Here is a 24849-nt window from a genome sequence, read left to right on the forward strand (position 1 = left end):
TGAGGTGCTCACTGACCTTCGAGGCAGACATCAGAATGGCAGTCCTTCGCTGTCCGCCGCGGCGCCCTGCTCGCCGGCCACGGGGAAGCGCGTGAGTGCCCGGGCCAGCGTGTCCGCGCGCTGCGGCAGGTTCAGCTTCGCCAGCTCACCCAACAACCAGGCCGCTTCCTCGCTGTTCAGGGTGGCGGTGCCGCAGGGCTTGTCGTGTCCCAGCCAGTCGCCCCAGAGGGCGGCGCGCTTCTCACTGGTGTCCGCGCCCATGGCCTGGGCGGCTTCGCGGAGCTGGAAGATCTGGCCAGACGTGGCCTTGGCGGGCATCCCTGTTGCGGTCGGAGCCGGGTCTGGAGTGAACTCGGCGTCCTGCACGTCTTCCTGAGCAGACGCGGCCTTCTTCGGGGCGTGCTTCGTGCCCAGGGCCTTCAGATCGTCATAGGTGGCATTCGCGGCGCCGATGTCGCTCCGCCAGTCGTACAAGTTCAGGATGTCCTGCACTTCCTGCGCGGGGGCCACCTTCCGTACCCGGGCGGCCATGTCTCCGATGGCCACCGCCCACTTCTGGAGCTTGCCCTCCAGTTCCGGATCGGGCAGCGTGTGCGGCTGCACGCCAGCGGCCTCGGCCACCTCGCGCGTGACGTCGACATTTCGGGCGGGTGGTGGGGTCTGACCCTGTGGCGCCGGGTTGTCCGCCTGAGCCATCTCGTCGGAGGTGTACAGACCGGAGAGGTCATTCGGGAACGCACGGCGCAGGGCCTGGGCTTCCGCGCACTTCGCCAGCATGACGTCCGGCATGGTCGCCCACTGGCTGATCGGCTTCCCGTCCCGGTTCTTCTGGGCAAAGCTCTCCCAGCGCGCCACCGCATACAGCGGCTCATCGAAGTCCCGGCGGCGCACCCCCACCCGCGAGGCGGCGGGTGGTTCGCTCTGAAGCCAGACGTCCTGCCATTTGCCGTCGGCGCCGCACCACATCGTCTGGGTCTGACCGGTGTACTTGCCGGTACGTTCGGCGATTAGCCGGAAGCCGTCGATCGCCGTCTGGATGGTCATCTTCTTGACGCTCGTCCACTGGCCGTTCACCTGCACCCGCGCCTCACGCATGACGGCGTAGATCTGCCGGCTGAATGGATCGAGGCCCGTGCGTTTGCACTGCTGGACGAACAGGGCGAGTTCGCCATCGGATGCGCCGGGGGCGATCTGGGTCTTAATCAGGTCGAGCTGCTCGCGGTTGAAGTCCACCGGAGCGAGGCTCATCGCGGTGGGGCGGGCGTGTTCGATGGCGGTCATGACGTGAACTCCTTCTGGCCCGTCCAGCGGGCGAAGAGGCACAGGGACGCGGCGCATGCAATGGAGAAGGTCAGCCCGAACCCGACCTTGATCAGCCCCGAGCTGTCTGGCGTGGTGTGGAGTGTCAGGGCAATACAGGCGGGCCAGCTGCTCACGAAGACCAGGTGCGGCCGGTGCGAGCGCAGGTAGTGGCGGAGGCGGGTCATGCGCTCACCCAGCGGCCGTCTGCGCCCAGCATGATCAGGTGCCGCTTCTCCATGTCAGCCAGCAGTTCGGAAGTGGCATCCAGCGTTTCGTCCAGCAGCAAGGCGAGGTGCTTGGTCTTGGCGGCGCGCAGCACGTGGGTCAGCAGGTGGATGACACGGTCTCGCTGGGCGGTGTCGGTCTCACCGAGCAGCAGGGCGATCTGCGCGGCGTTGCGCTGGGCGTGGGTGTTGGCGTCGCCCCTCACCGGCTCACCAGAAGGCTCAGGGTCAGGACGATGGCCGTGCTGCCCAGTACGAGTGCAGTCACACGGCGGCTTCGGCAGATCCGGCCCACGGGGGCAATGCCGTAGATGGGGTGGGCTTCATCGCGGAAGTTCACGACCGTCCCGCCCAGCTGAGGTGCGCGCCACGCGGGCGTGGACGGGGCCGACGGACAGGCGGCACGGCCTTCACAGGTGCCCGCCAGCCACGTAGACGGCCATCTGATCCTTCGGGTTGCGCGGGCCGCCGTAAGGGGCTTCCACGACCTGCTGGGCCTTCTTGCTGACCCGGTATGCGCGGCCGTGGCGGCGAGCCTTCTCGGCGGCCAGCCAGCCCCACTGGCTGCGGGTCATGGTGACGGTCATGCCGCCACTGACGCCAGACCAGGAGGGCTCACCGGGGGTGATGGGCTGCTGGGCGGCCTGGAGAGTGACAGCGAGCTGTGGGTGTGGAGCGGGCTGGTGGTGTACCATTGTCGTATCTCCTCTCCCCCACCCGAGCCGCGCGAACGGCGTTGACGGTGGGGGTTTTGCTGTCAGGCGCTCTTGGGCGCCGGGAAGCTGACGGTTGAGGTGCTGCCGGTCTGTGCGGTCTCCCAGGCGGTCAGGGCGGCTGCGGGGACGCGGATGATCCGGCCCAGGCGCACGCACTGGAGGCGGCCGTGTTCGATCTCGGCGTAGATGGTCTTGACGTTGCAGCCGAGCAGTTCGGCCACTTCCGGAACGGACATGTACGGCTTCATGCGGGCTGCGCCTCCTGAGACTGGCTGCCACTGTCGGGATTCAGTCCCAACTCGCGGCAAATAGAAATGCGTGTGCTACTGCGAGTTTCGCGGCGCTGGTGCAGAAAATCGTTCACCGTATCCGGCTTCATGCCGAGTCTGCGCGCGAATTTCCGTACAGAGATGCCGCGCGCCTCAAGAGCCACCCGCGCCGCCTCAGCGACCAGTGCAGTTTGGTTGACTTCGGACATGGGACAAGATTACTACTGACCCGAAATCGAGTCAAGACAGGATTCAGACAGATTCGCTACCTGTCCCGATTTAGGGGCATTGTGGAACCATTTCGGTACTGTAATCGTATGACCCGGCATGCTCACTGTGACCAGAATGCGACTGCCGGAGGACGTCATGGCGACTAACGATGCCGAACGCCTCAGCTCAGAGTTTGAGCGCGCAGTGAAGCACGGGAGGCTAATTCGCGAGCGTCGGCTGGATCTTGGTCTGAAACGCCCAGCTTTTGTCTCCGAAGTTGCGAAGCACGGCCAAGACATGTCGCCCGATTATTTGAACAAGATCGAGGCAGGGACGCGCGCGCTAGCGAATGCCTCGCCCGAGCTCAGAGAGGCGATACGTGCTGTGCTCGGCTATTCACGTGAGCAGTGGCAGGAATTGACCGGGCTTTACAGTCCTTCACCTACTGCGCCGGCTACCACGTACACAGGAGGTTCCCCAATCCCGCCTGTCGTGCCGCACCGCGACCTGCCCATCGAGATCCCCCGTGAACTCCAGGAAGTCATCGACCAGTACGGTGAGACCTACCCCGAACTGCACACACCCACCATGCAGCGCATCCTCATCGCCCCCCGAAATTACGGCGGCCCCGCAAACGGACCGCAAACGGCCGAGCAGTGGTTCGAGTACTTCCTGCTCACCCGGAGGTACACCCGGGCATGACGTACGACACCACGCACCTCGCCGCCGACTTCATCGGATACCTGAAAAACATCCAGGAACATGCCGGGCATCAGCCACACGCCCTCAAGCTCGCACGTGACCTCAACATGCGGGTTCGGATCGGCACGATCAACCGGGCGTACCCCGAAGCACAGCCGAACCCTGTGCTCGTCGTGCAGCCCTGGTACTACGGCAACACCTGGATGCTTCGGCATGAGCTCGCGCACGTGATGTTGTACTGGAGCGGCCTGGAGGCGGAGGTCATCGAAGAGTTCGGTTCTGAAGTCGGCTGGAAGGTGATCGAAAACCTCTGCCAGCAGGCCGAGGCCTTTCTGCTGATCACCCAACCAATGGTGGATGACGCCGTGCGTCGGTTTGGGGTGAGCGCCCAAGCGGTGCGACACCTTCAGAAATTGAGCGGCGCGAGACCTGAAGTGGCTCTGCGCCGCTTGATTTATGACAACCCGCATGCGGAGCGGGCTGGGTTCCTGATGAGTCGGGACTATGTGACTGAGGTGGCGCAGTGCAATTTCGGTCTGCCTTTCGGCTGGTCGGAGAAGGTGTCGAAGCCTGCGCAACTTTTCGGCTCGGATGCTCGCCTGACCTTCACTCGACGGTTCGGGCTTGGGGTAGGCGTGGTGGGGTGGTGATCGCGTGACCCTCACTCCCCACGAGTGGATCCGCTCCAGGCGCACGGCCCTCTCCCTTCGCCAAAGCGACATCGAACAGCGCACCGCCGAACTCGACGGGAGAATATATGAAGGGCGGTTCTCCCAACTCGAAAACGGACGCTTCCCCCTCACCGCACTGCGACCCAATCAGATCAACGCCTTATGCCAGGTACTGGGGATCACGCGCGAGGAATGGATTGCCCACGCTGAGATTCCCAAGGAGACTAGGTCGTGAACGGGCCCCGTGCTGAGCATGGTGAGACTGTGAGCCTGAAACCTCACGAGTGGCTGCGCGATCTCCGCCTCGGCAAGGATCTGAGGCAGAGTGACATTGAACGCCGCACAGCCGACTTCATCGGCAAGATTCCAATCACCACCCTGGGAAAACTCGAAAGTGGTCGTCTTCCCCTGACCACGCTGCGACCGCCGCAGGTCAGAGCCCTGCAACGCGTTCTGGAGATCTCGCCTCAAGAGTGGAACGCACGTAGCAAGCCCCTGCCCGTTGGAACAGGCGAGCGCATATGACGACCCCGCCCCCGACTGACGCGTGGGTGATCGAAGCAGATGCCGACCTGATCAAGGAGCACGGCGAGGAAACCGACTTTCTCGTGACTGCCTGGCTGCGCCGCCATGCCCTGGACGACCGGGTCAGCTATAGCACCGAGCACGTGATTGGGCCGCGCAGCACCGGGCAGCAGGACACCATCACGCTCCCAGGTGAAGCCACGATCGAGGCGGTGCAGCAGCTGGTTCATACCCTGGAACGTGTCTACGATCTGAGACTCGCCGTGCGTCGCGTGCGCCTGGTGCCTCGGCTAACAGTGGATCCTTTGACGTCGCAACCCACCGGGGAATTCGAGTACGTGGAAGAGGCCCTAAGCCGTCAAGAGTCGGATGAAGAGGAGCTATGACGACTCCACCACCCATTGACGCCTGGGTGCTGGAAGCCGACACCGACCTGGTCACGTCCCACTACGACGACACCACTCAGATCGTGCGTACCTGGGCGACCCAGCACGGCCTGCCTGACGGCGCATCCTTCAACGTGCAGTACTCCGGAAGAACCACTTCTGGTGCATTCGACGCTTTCTCCGTGACGGGCGAAGCCACTGCAGATCAGGTCGAGCAGCTGGCGTCCCGCCTGAACCGGGCGTATGACACGCAGATCGTGGTGCGGCGGACGCGGTTGATTTCTGTGCCGCACGTTGGGATGACGGATGGTCTGCCGACGGGGAAGTATTCGTATGTCGACCCGGTGATCATGGAGCGTGCTCGGCAGCCGGAGGGGGATGAGCGTGACCTCAACTGAGTGCCATGGTGGGGTGGTGTGTCCGTGACGCTCCCACCCCTTATGGATGCCTGGGTACTGGAAGCCGATGCTGACTTGATCATGGCCCGTTATGACGACACGACCCAGATCGTGCGTGCGTGGGCTGCCCAGTGCGGCCTGCCTGACGAGGCCTCGTTCGACTTCCAGTACTCCGGACTCACGACCACTGGTCCGCAGGACTCGTTTTCCGTGAGCGGCGAGGCCACGCCGAACCAAGTTTCGGAACTGGCGTCCCGGCTGAGCCGGGCGTATGACACCCGGATTGTAGTGCGGCGGACGCAGTTGATCGCGGTGCCTCAACTGGACATGACGAGTGGTCAGCCGACGGGGAAATATGCGTATTTCGATCCTGAAGTGGCAGAACGGGCCCGGCGGCCGGAGGAGGACGAGCGTGAACTCAACTGAAGGGCGTGGTGAGGCACCACGATGAGACGCCTTGCACTGTTCGCGCTCCTACTCCCTACCCTGGCCCATGCGGCGCCCAACGCAGTTCCGCGCGACCTGTTCACTCCGACATCCCAGCGCTTGATCGAGCTGTGCACTCGCGCCCAGAAAACCGCATCCGACGTGACACTGGACAGCCTCACGCGAACCATCCAACAGGTGGACGACGGAGGGGTCGGAACTCTGGTCTACGACTCTGGAGGCACGTACATCCGGCTGCAGAGCTCAGCCGTCACGGCGTACACCCTCTGTGCAACGCGAACGAAGCGCACGGGTCACACACCACGTCGGGCGGAGCTGGCTGGCCTGCCGGTACTTGTCTCTATTACGGGCAAGGCCGCCACCCTGACCCAGGCGCGGGCGTGGCGGGCATTCATGGTGTTCCTGGATCGTAACGGGAGGGAGCTCGGGCGCCTGAAGCCTGGGCGGAGCAGCGTGGGTGACGCTGTCCTGTGGACACACGAGTGCAAGGCAACGACCTGCGGGTGGCATGGTCAGAACACGTACTCGTTCACTCCGACCCCTGCGGCGCGGAAGGCGTTCGCCAGGAGCACGTCTCTGCGGATTGTCGCGACGTTCGGGCAACGTGTGGTGAAGGTCGATCTGCCCCTTCAGCCGATTGGTGAGGTGTGAGGATGGGACGTCAGTTGCCTTCATGGGTCGGCGTTGGGGTCGGTTCTCGCAGGATCTCAAAAACGTCACCAAGCTTGAGGAGATCAACGGAGCAAGGATTGACCCCTAGGGGTAAGGCATGACCCACCACACGCGAACTCCCTCAAAGCCCCGCGCTCCCGGCCAGGGCACCATCCGCCAGCTGCCCAGCGGAAACATGCGCTGGGAGGTCATGATCGAAGGCCGGCGCTTCAGCGGCGTCACCAAGACCAAAAAGGAAGCCCAGAACGCCATCACCCTCAAAACCGCCGACGCCCTCCGCGGCGGCGTCGTCGACCCCAGCACTGAGACCCTCGGCGACTACCTCTCCCGTTGGCTCACCAGCCGCGCCAGCACCCGCGCCATCCGCACCACGGCCATCCAGCGCCGACACCTCAACAAGATCATCGCCCCCATCCTGGGCAGCAAGCGGCTCCAGAAGCTCACACCCAGCGACCTGCGCCGCCTGTACGACCACCTGAACGACGAGGGCCTGGGCGCCAGCAGCCAGCGCCAGGTGCACCAGTTCCTGGTCTCCTCCCTCGGCGATGCGCACCGCCTGGAACTCGTGACCCGCAACGTGGCCCAGCTCGTCCGGCCCACGCCTGCCCGTGGCCGGGAGGCCAGGGAACTCCCCGCCTTCACGGCCGAGGAAGCCGCGAAGTTCGTCGAGGTGGCCCGGCAGGATCCAGCGGGCCGGTGGTTCATCTTCGCCCTGAGCACGGGCATGCGGCGCGGCGAGGTCTGCGGCCTGTGCTGGGAGGACGTCAGCCTCTCCGATGCCACCGCCCAGGTCACCGAGGTGATCGCCAAGAGCGAGGGTGAGACCTACATCACCACCCCGAAGACCCAGGGCAGCCGACGCACCGTGCACCTCTCCCCCAGTGCCGTACAGCTCCTCCGGGAACAGCAGGCGTACCTGGAGGTGTGCCGTCAGGCCCTGGGTGGCCCGGTCGCCGGCCACCCGAAGGGCTACACCCGGAAGCGCCCCTGGGCCGCCAGCGGGCGGGTATTCCCGAACTCGTTTGGGGCGACGATGGATCCGAACAATCTCCGCCGCACCATGCAGTCCCTGTGTGAGCGTGCTGGCGTGCGGTACGTGACCATCCACGGGCTGAGGCACACGTACGCCTCGCTGAGCCTGATGCGGGGCGTGCCGATCGAGGTGGTGAGCAAGCAGCTGGGGCATGCGAGCGTGGGCTTCACCATGAACCAGTACCGGTGGGTGTACAAGAGCGAACGGGTGGCCTGGGCGCTCGGAATTGATGATCTGACGCGGGCTGGGTGAGGGGGCGTTACGCACGGGCTACGCACGGCGAACCGTTGCAGTCTTTTGAGAAATGAAAAAGGCCCGCGCTGGGCGGGCCGATCCGTGGTGGGCGGTATAGGATTTGAACCTACGACAGCTCGCTTGTAAGGCGAGAGCTCTACCGCTGAGCTAACCGCCCGGACGGACAGCCATGCTAATCAACCGCTGGCCTTATGGCAAGTGCAGCCTCAGCCCACGTCGGGAAGAATGACCCCGCCCAGGGCGGCGCTCAGCTCGGCCGCCAGCGTCAGGAGGCCCTGATCCGCCCCCGCTGGCCCGACCAGCAGCACTCCGGTGGGCTTGCCGTCGTCCGGGGGCGTGGGGAGCGCGAGGCTGGGGTAACCGGCCTTGGCGGCCAGGGCAAAGCCGTGAATGCCGGGAAACACTACGGCGTCCAACCCACCGGCGAACAGGCTGTCGAAGCCTCTGGTTCGACTGAGGTCGAGATCGCGGGCGCGCGCGGCGTGGTAGCGCGCTTCGCTGGCGTCTCCGCGCGTGCCACGGGCTGCGTGCAGCAGGATCTGGCCGTAGCGCAGGGCGCGTTCATGCTGAGCATCGTTGCCTTCGATGGCCTCGGCCATGGAACGGGGGCCGGTCGTGACGCCGCCCAGGTAGGCGTTCAGGTCGCCCTGGAATTCGTAGACGAGGACGTCCAGCATCCAGCCGGCCGACTTCAGGTCATCCCGCGTGGGGAAGGTGACATCCCGTAGCGTCGCGCCAGCGCGGTGCAGGGCTGCGATCACACGCTCCAGCGAGGCTTCCTCGGCGGGCGTGACGTGCGCTTCATCGCGGATCACGCCAACCACCGCTCCGGCCAGGGTGGCGGGCAGAACTGTTTCAGGGGGCGGGTCGAGGGTCACGGCATCCCGCTCGTCCGGGCCACGGATGACGTTCAGGAGCAGCGCAGCGTCCCGGACGGAACGCGTGATCGGCCCTGCCGTGTCTTGACTGTGGCTGATGGGCACGATGCCGGTGCGGGGCACCAGCCCCAGGCTCGGCTTCAGGCCCACGACGCCGTTCTGGTGCGCCGGACTGACGACGCTCCCGCTCGTCTCGGTGCCGATGGCGGCGGCGCAGAGCTGCGCGGCGACGGCCACGCCACTCCCGGACGACGAGCCGCCGGTGTCCAACTCAGCACCCCAGGGGTTCACGGTCTGCCCGCCGTGCGAGGAGTACCCGTTGGGCATCCCCAGGGTCATGAAATTGGCCCATTCGGTCATGTTTGCCTTGCCGAGGATCACCGCGCCGGCGGCGCGCAGCCGGGCCGCGACCGGGGCGTCCACTGTGGGCACATGCCCGGTCATCAAGACGCTCCCGGCCGTCGTGGGAAGACCCGCTACGTCGATATTGTCCTTGATCAGCACAGGAACGCCGTGCAGCACGCCGCGTTCGCCCACGGGGCGCCGGTCGAGCTCCGCCGCATCGTCTCGCGCGCGCGGATTGACCGTGATCACGGCGTGAAGCCGGGGGTTCAGGGCCTCGATCCGCCGCAGGTACACGTCGGTCGCCTCGGCGGCACTCACGTCGCCCCGACGGATGGCGTCCGTCAGGGCGGTCGCGTCCAGGGCGAGGACACGGTCGTCATTGGGGTGGGAGGTCACCCCGGCACTCTAGTGCAGGCGGACGGTGAGGCCGTTGGCCCCCACTTCTCTCAGGCGCGGACGAGGTAGGCGCTCTCGATCACGTCGAGTTCGCGGATGGCCTGGAGCTGTTCCGGCGTCAGGCCGTCGTCGAGGGTCAGGGTGAAGAGGGCCTGTCCGCCCTTCTGGGCGCGGCCCAGGGCCATCCCGGCGATGTTCACGCCCCAGGTGCCGAGCAGCGTGGAGAGTTTGGCGACCGCGCCGGGCTTGTCCTCGTTGCTGGCGATCAGGATGTAGCCCTCGGGTTCGAGTTCCACGCGGAAGTCCCGAAGGCGCGTCAGGCGCGGGCTCTTGCCGAACACGGTGCCGCCCACGGTGCGGGTGCGGTCGCGGTCGGCGGTGTGGCTGGTGACCTTCACGATCACCTCGGTCTGGTAGTCGGGGCTGTCGGCCTGTTCGCGTATGGCGAGGTTCAGGCCGCGTTCCTTGGCGAGCGCGCGGGCATTGATCATGTTCGGGCGCTCGTCGGTGCTGCCGCTCAGATACCCGACCAGCACCGACGTGACGACCGGCGTGGGGTCGGCGGGGAACTCACCCCGGAAGGTCACCTCGATGTCGTGGGCGCCGGGCAGCAGTTGCGCCTGGATGCGCCCGAGTTTCTCGCCCAGGGTCAGGTAGCCGCCGAGCGCCTCCATCGTCTTCGGATCGAGGGCCGGGGCATTCACGGCCCCCTTGCTGACGTCGCCCTTCAGAGCGTCGAGTACGCGGGAGACGATCTCCGCGCCGACGCGTTCCTGCGCCTCGCGGGTGTTCGCCCCCAAGTGGGCGGTGATGCCCAGATTCGGCGCCTGGAGGAAGACGTGCTCGGGAGTGGGCGGCTCCTCCACGAACACGTCCACGCCCGCGCCGAACAGGTGCCCGGCCTTCAGGGCGTCGACCAGGGCCTTCTCCTCGATGATGCCGCCGCGCGCCGCATTCACGACGATGGCGTCCTTCTTCAGCAGGGCGAGTTCCCGCGCGCCGATCATGCCGGTCGTCTCGTCGGTCAGCGGAGTGTGCACCGTCAGGAAGTCCACTTGGCGCAGCAGGTCGTCCAATGTCTCGGCGCGCTTGACTCCCACCCGCTCGAACTTGCTCTCGGGCACGTACGGGTCGAAGGCCACGATGTGCATCCGCAGGCCCTGCGCGCGGTCGGCGACGATCGAGCCGATGCGGCCCAGGCCGACGATTCCCAGGGTCTTGTCCTTGAGTTCGATGCCAAGGAATTTGCGGTCCCAGGTGCCGGCGCGCGTGCGGGCGTCGCTGCCGGTCAGGCCGCGCGCGGCGGCCATCAGGTGCATGATGGCCAGTTCGGCGGCCGACACGTTGTTGCTCTCCGGAGCGTTCAGGACGAGCAGGCCGCGCAGGCTGGCGTAATCGAGGTCGATGTTGTCCACGCCGACGCCGCCGCGTCCGATGACCTTCAGGCGGGGGCCGGCGGCGTCGATGAGTTCCCGGTCGACCTTGGTGCGGCTGCGGGTGATCAGGGCGTCGTAGTCGGGAAGGCGGCGCAGCGTCTCGGCGCGGTCGAGGTTCCCGTGGTAGTCGATGTGGTAGCCGGCGTGGTCGAGATCGCCGGGGTTCATCTCGTCGCAGATCAGGACGCGCAGGGGCGCGCCGGTCAGTGGCGTGTCAGGTGTGGGCGCGGGAGCGGTCATGCTGCCAGCGTAAGCGCCCCCGCCGCGTGGGGCCGGCAGATGGCTAGGGAGACGGTGCGGGAGCCCGAAGAAATGATAAAGATGAATCCCCGCCGGGGGGACTGGACAGAATTTTTAGGTGCGCCTAATATTCCGTCATGTCGGTGCCGCCACCTGTCTCCACTTCCCTCGACGCCCGCATGACCCAGCGGGCCACCGACATCCTCAACGGGCGAACCCAGCGTCGGGGCCTGGGGCGCATCCTGCCCTTCGTCGGCCCGGCCGTCATCGCGTCGATCGCCTACATGGATCCCGGCAACTTCGCCACGAACATCCAGGGCGGCGCGCAGTTCGGCTACGCCCTGCTGTGGGTGATCCTGGCCGCGAACCTGATGGCCATGCTGATCCAGAACCTCAGCTCAAAACTCGGGATCGCCACGGGGCGCAATCTGCCGGAACTGATCCACGACCACTACCCTAAACCCCTGGTGTGGGTGTACTGGATTCAGGCGGAACTCGTCGCCATGGCCACGGATCTCGCGGAATTCCTGGGGGCCGCGCTGGCCATCCAGCTCCTGACCGGCCTGCCCCTGTTCTGGGGGGCGGTGATCACCGGCATCCTGACCTTCTGGCTGCTGACCCTGCAACGACGCGGTTCCCGCCCCCTTGAACTGGTCATCGGGGCCTTCGTCTTGGTCATCGGCGTGGCGTACCTGGTGCAGTTCATCCTGGCCCATCCTCCGCTCGCCTCCATCGGGCGGGGCCTGGTGCCCAGCTTCCAGGGGGTCGACAGCGTGTATCTCGCAGTGGGCATCATCGGGGCGACCGTCATGCCGCACGTGATCTACCTGCACTCCGCCCTGACGCAGGGGCGCGTGCCGGCCGCCTCGGACGCCGAGAAACTCCGCCTGAACCGCCTGAACCGCATCGACGTGTACGGCGCGATGGGCCTCGCCGGGCTGATCAACATGAGCATGCTGGCCGTCGCGGCGGCCACGTTTCACGGCAAGAACATCCCAGACGCCGGCAACTTGGAAACGGCGTACCGCACCCTGACTCCGCTGCTCGGCTCGGCAGCGGCCGTCGCCTTCGCCATCGCCCTGCTCGCCAGCGGGCTCAGCAGTTCGGCGGTGGGCACCATGGCCGGTCAGGTCATCATGCAGGGCTTCGTGGGCTTCAGCATTCCCCTGTGGGTGCGGCGGACTGTGACCATGCTCCCGGCGTTCATCGTGATCTGGATGGGCCTTGACCCCACGGCGACGCTCGTCCTCTCCCAGGTCGTCCTGAGTTTCGGCGTGCCCTTCGCGCTGATTCCGCTGCTGATGTTCACCGCCCGCCGGGACGTGATGGGCGTGCTGGTCACGCGGCCCTGGGTCAACACTGTCGGGTGGCTGTTCGCCGCGATCATCATTGGCCTGAACATTTTCCTGCTCTGGGGAACGCTGACGGGCGGGCGCTGACCACCGCGCCTCCGGAGCGAATCGACGGCCCGGCGGTCACAACGCGACATCGAGGCGCAGGGCCGCCTCCAACCGTCGCCGGTACTGGTCGCCCGTCACCTCGGACACGCCGAGCGTCTCCAGGTGCGGATTCTGAATCTGTGCGTCCAGCAGGGTGAAGCCGCGCGCGTGCAGGTGCCGGGCCAGGTGGATCACGGCCGCCTTGCTGCCGTTCGTGTGACGGTGAAATTTGCTCTCCGCGATGAACGCCCCACCCAGCGCCAGCCCGAGGACGCCCCCGGCCAGCTCTCCGCCCTGCCAGACCTCGAAGGAGTGGGCGAGGCCGGTGGCGTGCAGCTGCATGTACAGCCCGGCAAGCTCGTGGCTGATCCATTCACCGTCACGCGGCGGGCTGCCCGGCAACTGCCCCCGACATCCGGCGATGACGTCCGCGAAGGCCGTGTCCAGGCGGGGCTCGAAGCGGGGCAGGTCTCGGGCCAGCCGGCGGGCCACATGCAGGCCCTCCTGCACGGTCAGGGGCACCAGCGCCCGCGACTCGACCGAATACCACCGGACACCCTCCCCGTTGTCCATCAGGAAGGCTCCCTGGGCGTAGCCGCGCGCCACCTCGCGCGTCCGGGAGTCCGGGTGGGTCAGGAAGGCGCGGGCCGTCGGCATGGCCTACCGGGGGTAGAGCACGGCCTGGGTGCAGCGGAACAGGGCCATGACCTTCCCAGCCGGGTCACGGACCTCGGCGTCCCAGACCTGGGTGGTGCGTCCGGCATGCACGGCCCGGGCCTCGCACGTGATGGTGCCGCTCAGGGCCGTGCCCAGGTGGTTGCTCTTGAGTTCGATGGTCGTAAAGCCCTGCGCGGCCTCCGGCAGGAGAATCCGGGTGCCGTAGCCGCAGGACGTGTCGGCCAAAGCAATCACGCTGGCAGCGTGCAGAAAGCCGTTCGGGGCGAGCAGTTCCGTCCGGATGGGCAGCTCACTGCGGATCACGCCGCGCTCGATGTGCGTGAAGCGGATGCCGATCAGACCGGGCAACTTACCCTCGCCTAAGGCATTCATGTCGTCGAGGGTGGGCAGGTCGGCCATGCGCGCAGGCTAGTGCATCCGTCCGGCGTTCAGCGGGGCCACACGCGGCCCATCCATCCGGCAGGATTGGTGCTCTCGCCCCGAACCCGGAGTTCGAGGTGCAGGTGCGCGCCGACGGCCAGTCCAGTCTCGCCAACCTCACCAACCTGCTGGCCGCGGACGACGTGCTGCCCGGCCTTCACGAGCAGTCGGCTCTGGTGGAAATATAGGCTGGTCACGCCCACACCGTGGTCGATGATTACCAGATTGCCCCGCACCGGCACGCGGCCTGCGAACACCACCGTGCCGTCGTTGACGGCCAGCACAGGCGTTCCCGCCCTGGCGGGGTAATCAGTGCCGAAATGGTAGGCGACTGGCCCTCCGGCGGTATACGTGCGCGGCTGCCCGAAGGAACTGGAGGTCGGCGCGATGCCTTTGAGCGCCGGAGTGAAAGGCTGAGTCCAGGCCTGTGGCGTCCGCAGGGCGTAGGCCTTCTCGACGGCGGCCTCCTCGGCCTTGCGGCCCGGATCGAGCAGCAGGTTGCTGACGCGGGGCGGCAGGTTCAGGTGCTGGATGGGCTGGTCGAGGCCCGTGACGGGAATCCGGCCGCGCACGAGTTCGCTGCCGACGCTCACCTCGTACACCAGCGGGTTGGTCTTGCCGAGCACCACCCGTCCGAGTACGAGATACGAGCCGGCCGCGCCGGTCGGGTGCAACACCTCGTCCGGCTGGCGGACATCCTCTCCGACCTCGCTCGGGAAGCGCACGGTGGCCTGTGTGGCCCGGGGGCCACCGAGGATCACGGCGAAGGCCTCGCCCATCCGGAGGCTGGCGGGCACGCTAATGTCCACGTCCGCAATCCTGGAAGTCGCGGCAGTCGGCACCAGCTGTTCGGGGGGCAGCGGAGACGGGAGCCCCGGCTTGCTGGTCGCCGTCGGGGGTGTGGTGCTGGGCGGTGTGGACACTGGCATGCCGGGACTTCCTGCCTCGCCCGGCACCTTCAAGGCCTGCCCCACGCTCAGGCTGGTGGTGCCCAGGCCGTTGAGCCGCTGGAGTTCCGCCACGGTGGTGTGGAAGGTGCGGGCGATCGAGTACAGGGTGTCGCCGGGTTTCACGGTGTAGGCACCCGCGAGTCCAGTGAGCGTCAGGGCGAGCAGCAGGGTGGTGCGGCGGATCATGCGCGGAGCATACGGTGGTTTGGTGAGGGCCGCCGGGACCCTGTCCTGCCCGGCAGCGGCGACCGCACTCGCTCACAGCGGGAGGGTTCAGTCGATGTCGAGGGTCAGGGTCACCGGTCCGTCGTTGGTCAATTCGATGACCATATGCGCGCCGAACACTCCCTCACCGACGGCCAGGCCAAGATCGCGCAGGGCGGCGTTGAACGCGTCGTAGTGGGCCCGCGCCTGCTCCGGCGGGGCGGCGCCCAGGAAGCTCGGCCGGTTCCCGGCGCGGGTGTCGGCGTACAGCGTGAACTGGCTGATGCTCAGCACACCGCCGCCGATGTCGAGGACGGAGCGGTTCATCTTGCCGGCGTCATCGTTGAAGATCCTGAGCTTGGAGAGCTTGACGGCCAGCCGCCGGGCGATCTCCGCCGTGTCTGCTGGCGCGACCCCCAGCAGCACGACCAGTCCTGCCCCGGTTCGCCCGGTGACCACACCGTCGACCGTGCAGGTGGCGTGGGTGACGCGCTGGAGCACGGCCCGCACCTCAGGATTCCAGCCGGGCCCGCAGGGCGGTGATCGCACCCGTCAGGAGGTCCGCCTCGATGAGGTCGAGGTTTCCCCGCGTCTTCTCGGCGAGCATCGTGAGGAGTTTCAGGCTGCGCTGGGCGGTCTGCCGGGCACGGCCCTCCTCGAGCAGGCCGTCGCGGGCCGCGCTGGCGGTGGCGGCGTTCAGGTCGCCCAGCGCGGCCTCGGCCGTAGCCTGAAGCGAATTCACGAGTCCGACGAAATCCGGATGGGGCATGCGCCCGAGCATACCGGCCTGACCCGCGGGTGGGTCAGCTGACGGCGCTGGAGTCCGCCGGGGCGTCCAGGCGGGGGCGGCGGCTGCGGGCCTCGCGGCGGGCCTTGGGATCGAGCCCGATCAGCAGGAAGAAGTTCTCCAGGGCATTTTCCTGGCCCTTGATGTCCGGGTGTTCGTGTTCAGCGGTGCCGGTCACGAAAGGCAAGGCGCGGTAGCGGTCGAGGGCGTGTTCGATCACCTCGTCGCTGGCGTGCGTCTCGGCGAAGGTGCCGAGCGCGGCGTAGATCTCGCGGCGGCTCTCGGCGTGTTTCAGGAAGGCGTCCGGGTGGGGAGTTTCGGTGGCGCGCAGCATGTCCTGACGGGCGATCCGGCGGTAATGCTTGAGTCCCAGCTGAATCTGTTCCGTGGTCATGGGTTCTTTCATCGGTCCTCCGGCTGGCTGGTCACGTGGGTCGGCAGATGGCCCTTGCCCAGAAGTATAGGAGGGGGAGCGCCCGGCGATGGCTAGGGCCGGTGGCACTGCGGTGAAAGCGCCGCCAGGTTCCTAAACCCACAACATTAGAGTATCGTGAGAAAGCTAAATAGTTCACTTCGGACATTTGCACCGTACCCAGGCAGCTTCAATGGCCACACTGCCCCATGAGCCGGAACGTGAGATCGGTGAGACTTCCTTACCCCCATCGGATGCTCACGGCGCATAAAGCCCGCATAGGCGCATACCACAACCCCATTCCCCCCACAATTAAGGCCGGAAAAATTAACGTGAGGTAAACTTCAGGGGTCGATGAATCCTTCCCGTGTCCTCCTCACCGCCGCCGCGATGTGCATCTCGACCGCCACCGCCGCCACCTACACCGTGAAGACCGGTGACACCCTCTACTCGATCGCCCAGGCCCAGAAGACCGACGCGAGCACGCTGATGAGGATCAATCACCTCGACAGCAGCACCCTGGCCGTCGGCCAGCGGCTCGAGACCGGCAGCGCCGCGCCCGCCACGCCAAGACCCGCACCAGCACGCGCCCCCACCCAGCCCGCCGCCGCACCCACCCGTGCAGGCGGCGCCTTCACGAGAACCGCCGCCACGCGCTACCTCGGTATCCGCTACGTGCTGGGCGGCACCGGTAATGGGGGCATCGACTGCAGCGGCTTCACCCTGCGGGTCTTCCAGCAGCTCGGCATCAACCTGCCGCGCACCGCCGCCTCGCAGTGGTCGACCGGCACGGCCGTCAGCCGCCGGGATCTGCAGGCCGGCGATCTGGTGTTTTTCAACACCATGGGCCGCACCGCCAGCCACGTGGGCATCTACCTGGGTGACGGCATGATGGCCGGCGCGAACTCGTACTACGGCAAGACCATGATCGAGCCCCTGTTCAGCAACCCGTACTGGGCCAGCCGCTACGACGGTGCCCGCCGCGTGCTGAACTGACCAACACCCGGAACTTCATCGACACGTCCCCGCCTTCCGGCGGGGATTTTTAATGTCCGGCTGGCTTCGACGGCTTGCGGAATGATAGAGGCTGGCCACCCCACTGCGAAATCGGCCAGCCTCTGAAGGACGACGGTTATTGCTTGATGACTTCCGCGTCCTTGGGCAGTTGGCGCAGGGCGGCGGCCGTGAGCCCGGCGTTGGTCTTGAAGGCCGACACGGTCAGGTCGGCGAGGGTCTTGCCGGCGTTGTTCGTGAATTGCAGACGGGTGGGACGCCATCCCGACTCGCTGATCCACACCAGGGTGCGGCCACTGTCGCCCGATTTCGGGGTGGCCTCCAGCTGGTAGATGTGCTTGCCGGCTGCGCCCGTGCTGCCCAGCAGTTTCACGTTGTACCCGCTGAGGAGCGAGGCAGTATTGCCGAGCTGGGTGAAGTCCAGGCCCGTGAGTCCCGCCGTGTCGGCCGCTTTCGAGGTGCTCGTCACCGTGACCTGGTTGGTCAGGTACAAATACTGACGCACCTCCGTCTTATCGGCCACCACGATGTTGTCGGCCAGGGCGTCGGGCGCGTTGAACTGCACGCGAATCAGGTTCTGCGCGGGAATGGTCTTGACGAGCACGTCGAGCTTCTGCGAGTTGCTGTCCAGGGTGGCCGTGCCCGCCAGCCGGAAGGAGATGTCCTTTGCGGCGCGCTGGGCGGCGTCGACCTTGCTTACGATGTCCTGGGCGGTCTGGGCGTGGGCGCCGCCGAGCAGCGCGGCCACGAGGGTCAGAGTGATCGTTGTGCTCGTTCGGGCGGTCATGGGCCGAGTATCCCGTCCGTCCTCATGAGAAGCGCCCGTGCCCACTGACCCGGACTTTAGGCTCCGGGGGCGGCCCACTTACCCCGTCACGGCGAGGCGCTGTCGGGTGTGGCGGCATTGAGATCCAGCCCATACCCGATCCGCGCCCCGACGCCCACCTGACCGGCCAGGTCACGGCCACCACTGACTGTCAGGTTCAGGGTTCCCGAACCGAGAGGAAGGCCATAGTCCACCCCGACCCGCAGCGGAGCCGACGCGCTCCGCCAGGGCTCGTACGCGCCGTACAGCCGCAGGGTGCTGCCTGCGCCCAGGACATCGGCCGCCGACACGCCGGCGGTCAGCCCCAGGCTGGACGGCCCGAGCAGTCCATCCACGGTGAGGGTCACGCCATCGGGCGTCGAGTAGCCAACACCTGCCGTGGCCCCCAGCACGTTCCGGCCCACCCGCGCGCCAACGCGCCACGTGAGGGTGCCCGTGACCTCAGTCTCGGGCGGGGCGTCCGGATCGTCGTCCTCGGCCGGCGGGAGCGTCCGGGTGAGGTCGTGGCGGCCCTCCACACCCCCGAAGCCCTGGGCCTGAGAACCGAACTCTCCGCCCAGGACAGCCACCAGCGTGCGGTTCACGCGGTAGCGGGCGGTCACATCGGCCGTCCAGCCCGAGGCGCGCAGGTCGGTCGGCGTGGCCGTCCAGGCGGCCAGCGGATCCACGCTCGTGGCCGACGTGGTGAAGAAGGAGCCGCCGCCGCTCAGGGCAATCGGCCCGACCGAGGCATTCGCGCGTGACGTGAGCCGCACGCCACCGGCGTATGTGACCGCCAGATCCGTGCTGGACGTGACCGCCCCCAGCGGAGGCAGCGTCAGGCTGCGCGTGTACCCGGCGTCCAGCGCCCGCGAGGACACGCCAACCTGCGCCGTGCCGCCCAGCACCCGCAGCTCGCTCAGGCCGATACGCGCCCAGCCCGAATCGAGAACGCCTGTGCCGCCGGAGCGGTAGGCGACGCCGAAATCCAGCGTAGTCGCCTGCGCCGGGCTGAGCACACTCGCCCTGAGGACACCGATGAGGGCCACGCAGGCCCAGGTAATGCGTGGGTTCATGGGGCCGAGCGTAGCAGCGCGGCGCCTCCCTGGCCCTTGAGGCTCCAGTCACATCGGCGCGCTACGCTGCGGGCATGCGCCGGACCGTGACCCTGTGGCTGACCCTGCTCCCCCTGAGCGCCTGCGCTCCCACCCAGGTCATCCAGGTGCCGACCGTGGACGTGCAGAGTGTGCGCCTCACCCGCCTGTCCCTGCCGGGCGGGCTGGGCGGCGCGCCCGTGGCCGACCTGACCCTGAACCTGCGGGTGGGCAACCCGAACGTGATCGGCCTGCGGATGGCCGATATCGTGTCGGACGTGATCATCGACGGTGCGAAGGTCGGACACGTGAACCTGCCGAACGTGAACGTGCCCGCGCATGGCAGCGCGGATCAGGTGGCGAACGTGTCCATCCCGGTGACGCTCGAGACGGCCAGCGCGTTCCTGAAGGTGGCGCGCGGCCAGCTCGTCACCTACCGGCTGGACGGGGGGTTCACGGCGGATTTCGGGCCGCTGGGCCTCCAGCACTTCGGGCCGTTCACGCTCGCGCAGGGGCAGTGGAAGCAGAACCCGATCCTCCCCTTCTGACCTCCCCGCGACCCGCTACGCTGAACGCATGACCTCCCGGCCCACCGACGACCCGCAGCGCGCCTGGGCCTACCGCCCGGCGACGCCCCTGCACGGCACTCCGGGCGGCCCCCTGAGCGGCCTGAGCTTCAGCGTAAAGGATCTGTACGGCGTGCCCGGCTGGCCCCTGCAGGCCAGTACTCTTGCTCCCGTGCCGGATCCGGGAGAGAGCGAACTGGTACGCCGGCTGCTGACGCTCGGAGCCGACGCCGTGGGCAAGACGCACCTGCACGAGATCGCGCTGGGGATCACGGGCATGAACGGCTATGGCGGAACCACGCACCCACACGACCCGCAGCGCGTGCCGGGCGGCAGTTCCAGCGGCGCGGCCGTCAGCGTGGCGCTGGGGCAGGTGGACTTCGCCCTGGGAACAGACACGGGTGGCAGCATCCGCGTCCCGGCCGCGTGGTGCGGGGTCGTGGGCTTCAAGCCGACCAAGGGACACCCGGACTGGAGCACGGCGGGCGTCTTGCCGCTGTCGTGGACGTGCGATCACGCGGGGCCGCTCGCCGCTGACGTGACGACGGTCACGCGCGTCCACGCGGCTCTGACTGGAGTGCCGATTGAACCGGAAACATGGAAGGGGCGGCGTGTGGGGCTGTGGCTCCCGGACGGCTGGACGGACGCTGCGGTCGCCTCGGCCGTCCTGGCCTACGCCGACATGCTGCGGGAATGCGGCGCCCTCGTCGAACCCGTGGCCTTTCCCGAAGTCATGGACGCCTACACCCCGATCGTGCTCTCGGAGGCCGCTCACGTGCATGCGAACGCCTTGCAGGGGGATGATCCGGGCTTCCTGCCCTTCACGCTGGGAGCCCTGCGGCAGGGGCAGGCCATCAGTGAGGCCGACTACCGGGCTGCCTTCGACCGCCGTGCCGAGTACCGGGCCCTGCTCGACGGCCTCCTGATCGCCTACGATGTGCTCCTTGCCCCGGCGGTGCCCACGCCCACGCCCCTGATCGACCAGGACGAGGTCGAGATTGGAGCAGGCGTCCTGCCCCTGCGCCGGGCTGTGCTGCGCCTCACCGCGCCCTTCAGCCTGCTGGGCGTGCCGACGCTCGCCCTGCCTACGGCCACGCCGTTTGTGGGCGTGCAGCTCATCGGGCGGCACGGACAGGATGACCGTCTGCTGGGCCTGGGGCTGGCGCTGGAGGGCCGCCCGTGAACCGCTGCCTGCCGCTCCTGCTCCTGCTGGCCTCCTGCGCGCCCACGTCCACCCGGCAGACCGTGCAGGTGTTCGAGGGCTCCGCGCGCGTGCTGCTGACCATCCAGTCGTACCGGCTGTCGTTTACCGAGGAACCCACCACACACACCATCCGGGGCACCCTGGAGAATCGCACCAGCGGTGACACCTTCTCTGCTCAGGGCACCCTGCTGCCCGGCCCGGACGGCACGGTGCTGACCGCTGACGTCAGCGCGGGCGACGTGCCGCACATCAACGCCACCGTCTTCGGCTTCGGCGTGAAAGACCTGCCCCTCAAGGCGGGCGCCCAGCTGAACGGCATCATCAGCGGGAACACATTGACCGGCAGCCTGCGCGTGAACGGGTTCAAGTCCGCCCTCACCATGACCCGCGTGCCCTGAGTGCCCCCCCTGACCACCCTCTTCGTCAGCCGTGCTTCATGATCGCCCGGTACGCTCGCGCCATGACTTCCAGCGGTACCGGCACCCGCACCGCCCTGCTCTGCACCCTGCCCGCCCTACTCGGCAGCTGCGCGTGGGGCGCGTTCCTGAGTCCCCTGACGCCGCTGGAACGCCGCGTGAACGGCCTGTACGAGGGCATCGGCGTGGGCGGCACCGGTCGCGTGCCCTACCGCCTGACCCTCACCATCCAGCAGCGCGAGGGCCGCGCGACCGCCGTGCTCGTCAACGACGAAAGCCATAAGACCTACGCCGGCAGCGGCACCTTCAAGACCTCCGGCGATGGGGGCGCGCTGGAGCTGAACTTCTACGAGAACGGCAAGGATCACCGCGCGAATCTGCACGCCACCGTGAGTGGCACCAAGGTCAACGGCACCCTGCGTACCGTGCTGCTGGAACGGGAACTGCTGGGCTACGTCGTGGAGCTGAACAAGGTCAGCGACGAGGCGTCCCTGCCCGCGAGTGCAGTGCCAGCGACGCCACCGGTCCCCTCCCAGCCCTGACGCCCGGCCTGAAGCGGCCGCTAGACTGAACGAGTACCAGCGCCACGTGCGCCGGGAGGATCGGCCCCGGACTCCCTCCGTTCGGCCGGGAGGAGCGAGCATGCGAGCACACCTGATCACCTACGGATGGTCAGTCGTCTGAAAGCGTGCTGGACGCTTTTGGTGTCGTCGCCGCCTTGGCCGTCTCACGCATTGCGCGAATCTCTTCGATAGTGAAAGGGGGATTCCGTCGGTGAATGACTGCATGGCAATTTGGACAAACTGGAACTAGGTCTTTTATAGGGTTCACCATATAGCTTTTTCCTATCTCTGACAGAGGATTAACATGATGTACATGGATGATTCCTTCTCCAGCAGGTCCGTATTGTTTGACGAAATCTGTCTCACAAACTTTGCAGACCATGCCGTGCTCCTGCAGGCTGTCACGTCGCGCGTTCCGATCCCGCTCATACGAGTTGACTGAGATCGAGCGGACGGCACCTTCCACGTACGTTTTCGCTGTCGCTTTTCCGATTTCACCTGGAAGTGATCCATCCTGCCCTGCAACTGGTGTCAGACGTTGACCATCCTCGAAGAGTCGGCCGAAGTCAACTTCGACCAATCGAACAGTCCATTGACCAGCCCAACTAATGCCAGCATGCTCCATAGCCTCACGGATTACGTTGACCGTGGTGTACTCGACGTTGGTGACGTCCACACGCACACGATACTTATCAGGACGACCGGGCCAGGGCTCTCCGCCGTCAGGAGCGTATTGACCACCGATTGCATCTGCAATTACAGCCGTCTTGGTTCGGGCTTTCAGTGTGGGCACGACAGCCACAAAATCGAAATCGTCGTTTTTAGACCGCATAAACACATCGCTATACCCGCGTTCCTTCACCGCCCTGATATCAGGTTCGTTGTCGTAACGGTGAATTAAGAGCCGAATACGCGTCACGGGAGGGAGTGTCATGTCTGATCAGCATGTCACAAGTGTGCCGTTTCCGACCAAGACGGCAAAATGCCTCCTGGCGGGTTGGCAGCCCCTGGTCGGTAGATTTCCAACCTGCTGTAAGGCGAAAACCGTGACAGCCTCCAGTGAGAGCGTGTAACATTCGTTTGCATTTGGGAGCTGGCTCGCATCCCCGCAGCAGACTTTTGCCTCAGGTAGATATGCCTTACTCGACGCAATGTGCGAACCCCTCACAGAGAACCTGTTCAACAAAGTTTCAGAAAAACGCGACACTTCTCTAATTTTGTTATAGTATCGCATTCATATGACTAATCCAGCTGCAATCGAGGGCAATCTGGTTGAATTAATGCTAGAGTTTTTCAGGACTGATAACGCCATAATCAGCTATAAAGCGTTAAGCTCAAACAACAATGATCGGGAGTATGTTCGATTTGGCAGGAGAGGTAATGAGCAAATACCAATGGTTTTTAAGACTGTGGCCGACTTCATACAGGCAAATGCCATTGAGCCTGTAGAAGATACATTGCATTACGAGGTAATGTGCAACAGACTGGTTAGGGAAGGCCTTCTGTTTCTTATGGGGTACAGAAACCTAGGAATGTTTTATCTAGGTCAATATGTCTCACACGACTACAAAATCGATATTGCCGAGTACGGCGGATATACAATGTTCATGAAGGGTTTTAAGTTCATCCGGGACTATTTTGCCGAGTCTGTCGTGCCAATAGAAATCATATACAAAAATCCAAAAGAATTTATCGGGGGCCAGGGAACCGCCTTCTACATCGGCAAGGGCCGATTCGTAACAGCCAAACATGTCATACGCGATAGTAGATTATTCAAATTGAAAGTTAAAGGCGACGTACATAGAGTAAACCGAATCATCCTTGACAATAATGCGAACTTCGATTTTGCCATTCTAGAAGTGAGCCCAAGCGACGTCGAAGGTTTACCGTTCCTGCGCTTAGCAGAAGGCCAAGTGCTTGAAGAAATCATTGCTATGGGTTATCCCCGGATAAATAATGTTAAGGGCGACCCTCTTATAACTTCTTCGGGACAGATCGTTGGGACAAGTGAAGTTTCTAATCGCAGCTCAATGCATATAGTAAATTGTAAAATCAAGGGAGGCCACAGCGGAGGCCCTATTGTAAATAGGTTTGGTCAAGCAGTCGGCATAATTACCAACGACGAGCTCTCTGATAATCAAGAGGCATCGTTTGGCTTAACAATACCGGTCAATAAACTGACCTCGCTACTTAAAAGCAGAGACAGAGTTGAACGTAACGTTCAAAAAGAAGACGAGTGGAATAAAGTAGATATAGGTATATATTGATGCACAAATCCCTCAATTGATTATCTCGATCGCAAGAAAAAATGTGATGTCAGGCGCGCGCCAAATCCGAGTTGGATGTACGTGTTGCATTTAACATATTTGACACTCCGTAATAGGCATTGTGCATGTCATTTGCTATCTGTGGGATATTGCTACAATCTATAAAACGTTCTCATCCAGGCTGCGGACGGTTTCTCGGCGATGACGGCTAGGCCGACGATTCCGGCACTGATGAGGGTGGTCTTTTCAGTCATATTCATGGTTTACTCCCCCACCTACGGGTGCGCAGTCGTCTGATCGCTGTTGCCTAACCCGACGAGCGATCACACAGGAATACGGAAACTCAACCCACTGTTGGGTTCGATCAATCCGGCAGGCTGGCCTTTAACCGGTGTCTTTCTTAGTTCAGCCAACACTTCATCCACAGGAACAAGATCACCGATCCTCGCCTCAGAACTGAATCTCGGATCTCTTGAAGGTCTAGCTCTATAAATTTGAAGGGAGGGTACGCCGTCCGCCTTTGCACGAAGGGCTAAAGCGCGCAAATAATATCTGTTAAACTCACCTTCTGCCAGAATATTCGCCGCATTGCTTGGCACTTTTGCCTGAACGCCGTTAGATCGCACTTCAGTATGATCAAAGTAATTTCCGTCGGCTTGCATATCTTTAGCGAGCTGGTCAGGATTACCAGTTCTCGCCGATTCAAGCAAAAGCTGATGAAACTTGGCCGATCCATATGGAGAGAGGCGGTCGGGGTGGTACAGGTTTTTACTATCAATGTCCATCTGAATCTCTTCGGCCATATAGTTACGCGTCGTTTCGTCAAGATCCTGTAGGTTAAACATACTTTCCCCCATTAGGCCACAAATGAGCAATGCCAAGGCACTACATGTAAGAGCATTGAAACATCGACAGAAACAACCAT

Annotated in this window: 34 protein-coding genes and 1 tRNA gene; 15 read left to right on the top strand and 20 right to left on the bottom strand. The window is 64.9% G+C overall.

All coding sequences use genetic code 11. The annotated features are described in order from the left end of the window. Window positions 1-30: 30 nt before the first annotated feature. The 7 genes from bet to E7T09_RS04275 form a co-directional block, all read right to left on the bottom strand. The gene (gene bet, locus E7T09_RS04250; RefSeq protein WP_136387866.1) at window positions 31-1281 is read right to left on the bottom strand and encodes a phage recombination protein Bet; all 1251 of its coding nucleotides are present in this window, start codon (window positions 1279-1281) and stop codon (window positions 31-33) included. Next, window positions 1278-1487, bottom strand: coding sequence for a hypothetical protein (locus tag E7T09_RS04255; protein ID WP_136387867.1), 210 nt, complete (start codon window positions 1485-1487; stop codon window positions 1278-1280). The genes bet and E7T09_RS04255 overlap by 4 nt, the downstream gene beginning before the upstream one ends. Then, on the bottom strand, window positions 1484-1732 hold the full coding sequence (locus E7T09_RS04260; protein WP_136387868.1) for a hypothetical protein: 249 nt from the start codon (window positions 1730-1732) through the stop codon (window positions 1484-1486). The genes E7T09_RS04255 and E7T09_RS04260 overlap by 4 nt, the downstream gene beginning before the upstream one ends. Continuing rightward, window positions 1729-1866, bottom strand: a complete 138-nt coding sequence (locus tag E7T09_RS21805) for a hypothetical protein (RefSeq protein ID WP_168734688.1) — start codon at window positions 1864-1866, stop codon at window positions 1729-1731. Before E7T09_RS21805 ends, E7T09_RS04260 begins: the two co-directional genes overlap by 4 nt. A 70-nt stretch (window positions 1867-1936) precedes the next feature. Further along, window positions 1937-2221, bottom strand: a complete 285-nt coding sequence (locus E7T09_RS04265) for a hypothetical protein (RefSeq protein WP_136387869.1) — start codon at window positions 2219-2221, stop codon at window positions 1937-1939. A 62-nt stretch (window positions 2222-2283) separates the two neighbouring features. Beyond that, the gene (locus tag E7T09_RS04270; RefSeq protein WP_136387870.1) at window positions 2284-2490 is read right to left on the bottom strand and encodes a helix-turn-helix domain-containing protein; all 207 of its coding nucleotides are present in this window, start codon (window positions 2488-2490) and stop codon (window positions 2284-2286) included. After that, window positions 2487-2720 (bottom strand): helix-turn-helix domain-containing protein, encoded by a 234-nt coding sequence (locus E7T09_RS04275; RefSeq protein ID WP_136387871.1) that lies wholly within the window; start codon window positions 2718-2720, stop codon window positions 2487-2489. The genes E7T09_RS04270 and E7T09_RS04275 overlap by 4 nt, the downstream gene beginning before the upstream one ends. 157 nt (window positions 2721-2877) lie before the next feature. Here E7T09_RS04275 and E7T09_RS04280 point away from each other — a divergent pair, with 157 nt between their 5' ends. The 8 genes from E7T09_RS04280 (at window position 2878) to E7T09_RS04315 (ending at window position 7807) form a co-directional block, all read left to right on the top strand. Then, on the top strand, window positions 2878-3423 hold the full coding sequence (locus E7T09_RS04280; RefSeq protein ID WP_136387872.1) for a helix-turn-helix domain-containing protein: 546 nt from the start codon (window positions 2878-2880) through the stop codon (window positions 3421-3423). Further along, window positions 3420-4073: a hypothetical protein gene (locus E7T09_RS04285; RefSeq protein WP_136387873.1), complete on the top strand. Its 654-nt coding sequence runs from the start codon at window positions 3420-3422 to the stop codon at window positions 4071-4073. The genes E7T09_RS04280 and E7T09_RS04285 overlap by 4 nt, the downstream gene beginning before the upstream one ends. A gap of 4 nt (window positions 4074-4077) precedes the next feature. Further along, window positions 4078-4329, top strand: a complete 252-nt coding sequence (locus tag E7T09_RS04290) for a hypothetical protein (protein WP_136387874.1) — start codon at window positions 4078-4080, stop codon at window positions 4327-4329. Between the two features lie 29 nt (window positions 4330-4358). After that, the gene (locus tag E7T09_RS04295; protein ID WP_136387875.1) at window positions 4359-4619 is read left to right on the top strand and encodes a helix-turn-helix transcriptional regulator; all 261 of its coding nucleotides are present in this window, start codon (window positions 4359-4361) and stop codon (window positions 4617-4619) included. Then, the gene (locus E7T09_RS04300) at window positions 4616-5005 is read left to right on the top strand and encodes a hypothetical protein (RefSeq protein ID WP_136387876.1); all 390 of its coding nucleotides are present in this window, start codon (window positions 4616-4618) and stop codon (window positions 5003-5005) included. Before E7T09_RS04295 ends, E7T09_RS04300 begins: the two co-directional genes overlap by 4 nt. Next, entirely contained in the window at window positions 5002-5403 is a 402-nt protein-coding gene (locus E7T09_RS04305; RefSeq protein WP_136387877.1) for a hypothetical protein, read from the top strand. The genes E7T09_RS04300 and E7T09_RS04305 overlap by 4 nt, the downstream gene beginning before the upstream one ends. A gap of 24 nt (window positions 5404-5427) precedes the next feature. Beyond that, the gene (locus E7T09_RS04310; protein WP_136387878.1) at window positions 5428-5829 is read left to right on the top strand and encodes a hypothetical protein; all 402 of its coding nucleotides are present in this window, start codon (window positions 5428-5430) and stop codon (window positions 5827-5829) included. A gap of 790 nt (window positions 5830-6619) precedes the next feature. Then, window positions 6620-7807, top strand: a complete 1188-nt coding sequence (locus E7T09_RS04315; protein WP_136387879.1) for a site-specific integrase — start codon at window positions 6620-6622, stop codon at window positions 7805-7807. An 85-nt stretch (window positions 7808-7892) separates the two neighbouring features. Here E7T09_RS04315 and E7T09_RS04320 read toward each other — a convergent pair. The 3 genes from E7T09_RS04320 to serA all read right to left on the bottom strand — a co-directional run bounded on the left by E7T09_RS04320 (window position 7893) and on the right by serA (window position 11105). Further along, window positions 7893-7967, bottom strand: a tRNA-Val gene (locus E7T09_RS04320). 49 nt (window positions 7968-8016) lie between these two features. After that, a complete protein-coding gene (locus E7T09_RS04325) occupies window positions 8017-9429 on the bottom strand; it encodes an amidase family protein (protein WP_240741604.1) in 1413 nt (470 codons plus the stop codon). A gap of 50 nt (window positions 9430-9479) precedes the next feature. Further along, window positions 9480-11105, bottom strand: coding sequence for a phosphoglycerate dehydrogenase (serA, locus tag E7T09_RS04330; protein WP_136387880.1), 1626 nt, complete (start codon window positions 11103-11105; stop codon window positions 9480-9482). Between the two features lie 179 nt (window positions 11106-11284). On the opposite strand from serA, the gene E7T09_RS04335 reads away from it, so the two are divergent. Then, window positions 11285-12544, top strand: a complete 1260-nt coding sequence (locus E7T09_RS04335; RefSeq protein ID WP_168734738.1) for an Nramp family divalent metal transporter — start codon at window positions 11285-11287, stop codon at window positions 12542-12544. A 36-nt stretch (window positions 12545-12580) separates the two neighbouring features. On the opposite strand, the gene aat is transcribed toward E7T09_RS04335, so the two are convergent. From aat to E7T09_RS04365, 6 genes are all read right to left on the bottom strand, one after another. Next, complete coding sequence (gene aat / locus E7T09_RS04340; RefSeq protein WP_136387882.1) at window positions 12581-13201, bottom strand: leucyl/phenylalanyl-tRNA--protein transferase; 621 nt, start codon at window positions 13199-13201, stop codon at window positions 12581-12583. 3 nt (window positions 13202-13204) lie between these two features. Continuing rightward, the gene (locus E7T09_RS04345) at window positions 13205-13621 is read right to left on the bottom strand and encodes a PaaI family thioesterase (RefSeq protein WP_168734689.1); all 417 of its coding nucleotides are present in this window, start codon (window positions 13619-13621) and stop codon (window positions 13205-13207) included. Between the two features lie 29 nt (window positions 13622-13650). Then, window positions 13651-14778: a peptidoglycan DD-metalloendopeptidase family protein gene (locus tag E7T09_RS04350; RefSeq protein ID WP_136387883.1), complete on the bottom strand. Its 1128-nt coding sequence runs from the start codon at window positions 14776-14778 to the stop codon at window positions 13651-13653. Between the two features lie 87 nt (window positions 14779-14865). Further along, window positions 14866-15306, bottom strand: coding sequence for a D-aminoacyl-tRNA deacylase (gene dtd, locus E7T09_RS04355; protein WP_136387884.1), 441 nt, complete (start codon window positions 15304-15306; stop codon window positions 14866-14868). Window position 15307: 1 nt separating this feature from the next. Next, window positions 15308-15565 (bottom strand): DUF1844 domain-containing protein, encoded by a 258-nt coding sequence (locus tag E7T09_RS04360; RefSeq protein ID WP_168734690.1) that lies wholly within the window; start codon window positions 15563-15565, stop codon window positions 15308-15310. Window positions 15566-15599: 34 nt separating this feature from the next. After that, on the bottom strand, window positions 15600-15989 hold the full coding sequence (locus tag E7T09_RS04365; RefSeq protein ID WP_136387886.1) for a hypothetical protein: 390 nt from the start codon (window positions 15987-15989) through the stop codon (window positions 15600-15602). Between the two features lie 360 nt (window positions 15990-16349). Here E7T09_RS04365 and E7T09_RS04370 point away from each other — a divergent pair, with 360 nt between their 5' ends. Then, the gene (locus E7T09_RS04370; RefSeq protein ID WP_136387887.1) at window positions 16350-16991 is read left to right on the top strand and encodes a C40 family peptidase; all 642 of its coding nucleotides are present in this window, start codon (window positions 16350-16352) and stop codon (window positions 16989-16991) included. Window positions 16992-17127: 136 nt separating this feature from the next. Here E7T09_RS04370 and E7T09_RS04375 read toward each other — a convergent pair whose 3' ends face one another. Continuing rightward, complete coding sequence (locus E7T09_RS04375; RefSeq protein WP_136387888.1) at window positions 17128-17796, bottom strand: outer membrane lipoprotein carrier protein LolA; 669 nt, start codon at window positions 17794-17796, stop codon at window positions 17128-17130. A gap of 86 nt (window positions 17797-17882) precedes the next feature. Continuing rightward, window positions 17883-18890 carry a hypothetical protein gene (locus tag E7T09_RS04380; protein ID WP_136387889.1) on the bottom strand — a complete coding sequence of 336 codons (1008 nt, stop codon included), beginning with the start codon at window positions 18888-18890 and terminating at the stop codon, window positions 17883-17885. Between the two features lie 74 nt (window positions 18891-18964). On the opposite strand from E7T09_RS04380, the gene E7T09_RS04385 reads away from it, so the two are divergent. The 4 genes from E7T09_RS04385 (at window position 18965) to E7T09_RS04400 (ending at window position 21636) form a co-directional block, all read left to right on the top strand. Further along, a complete protein-coding gene (locus E7T09_RS04385) occupies window positions 18965-19456 on the top strand; it encodes an LEA type 2 family protein (RefSeq protein WP_136387890.1) in 492 nt (163 codons plus the stop codon). 28 nt (window positions 19457-19484) lie between these two features. Then, window positions 19485-20657, top strand: a complete 1173-nt coding sequence (locus E7T09_RS04390) for an amidase (protein WP_136387891.1) — start codon at window positions 19485-19487, stop codon at window positions 20655-20657. Beyond that, the gene (locus E7T09_RS04395; protein ID WP_168734691.1) at window positions 20654-21076 is read left to right on the top strand and encodes a hypothetical protein; all 423 of its coding nucleotides are present in this window, start codon (window positions 20654-20656) and stop codon (window positions 21074-21076) included. Before E7T09_RS04390 ends, E7T09_RS04395 begins: the two co-directional genes overlap by 4 nt. Before the next feature lie 62 nt (window positions 21077-21138). Then, window positions 21139-21636 (top strand): hypothetical protein, encoded by a 498-nt coding sequence (locus E7T09_RS04400; RefSeq protein ID WP_136387892.1) that lies wholly within the window; start codon window positions 21139-21141, stop codon window positions 21634-21636. A 130-nt stretch (window positions 21637-21766) separates the two neighbouring features. Here E7T09_RS04400 and E7T09_RS04405 read toward each other — a convergent pair whose 3' ends face one another. Beyond that, window positions 21767-22576, bottom strand: coding sequence for an HNH endonuclease (locus E7T09_RS04405; protein WP_168734692.1), 810 nt, complete (start codon window positions 22574-22576; stop codon window positions 21767-21769). A 319-nt stretch (window positions 22577-22895) separates the two neighbouring features. Between E7T09_RS04405 and E7T09_RS04410 the strand changes: the two genes are divergently transcribed. Then, a complete protein-coding gene (locus E7T09_RS04410; RefSeq protein WP_136387894.1) occupies window positions 22896-23924 on the top strand; it encodes a serine protease in 1029 nt (342 codons plus the stop codon). A 323-nt stretch (window positions 23925-24247) separates the two neighbouring features. Here E7T09_RS04410 and E7T09_RS04415 read toward each other — a convergent pair whose 3' ends face one another. Continuing rightward, window positions 24248-24769: a hypothetical protein gene (locus E7T09_RS04415; RefSeq protein WP_136387895.1), complete on the bottom strand. Its 522-nt coding sequence runs from the start codon at window positions 24767-24769 to the stop codon at window positions 24248-24250. Window positions 24770-24849 lie beyond the last annotated feature (80 nt).

This window comes from Deinococcus sp. KSM4-11, from assembly GCF_004801415.1.
In the GTDB taxonomy this organism is placed as follows: Bacteria; Deinococcota; Deinococci; order Deinococcales; family Deinococcaceae; genus Deinococcus.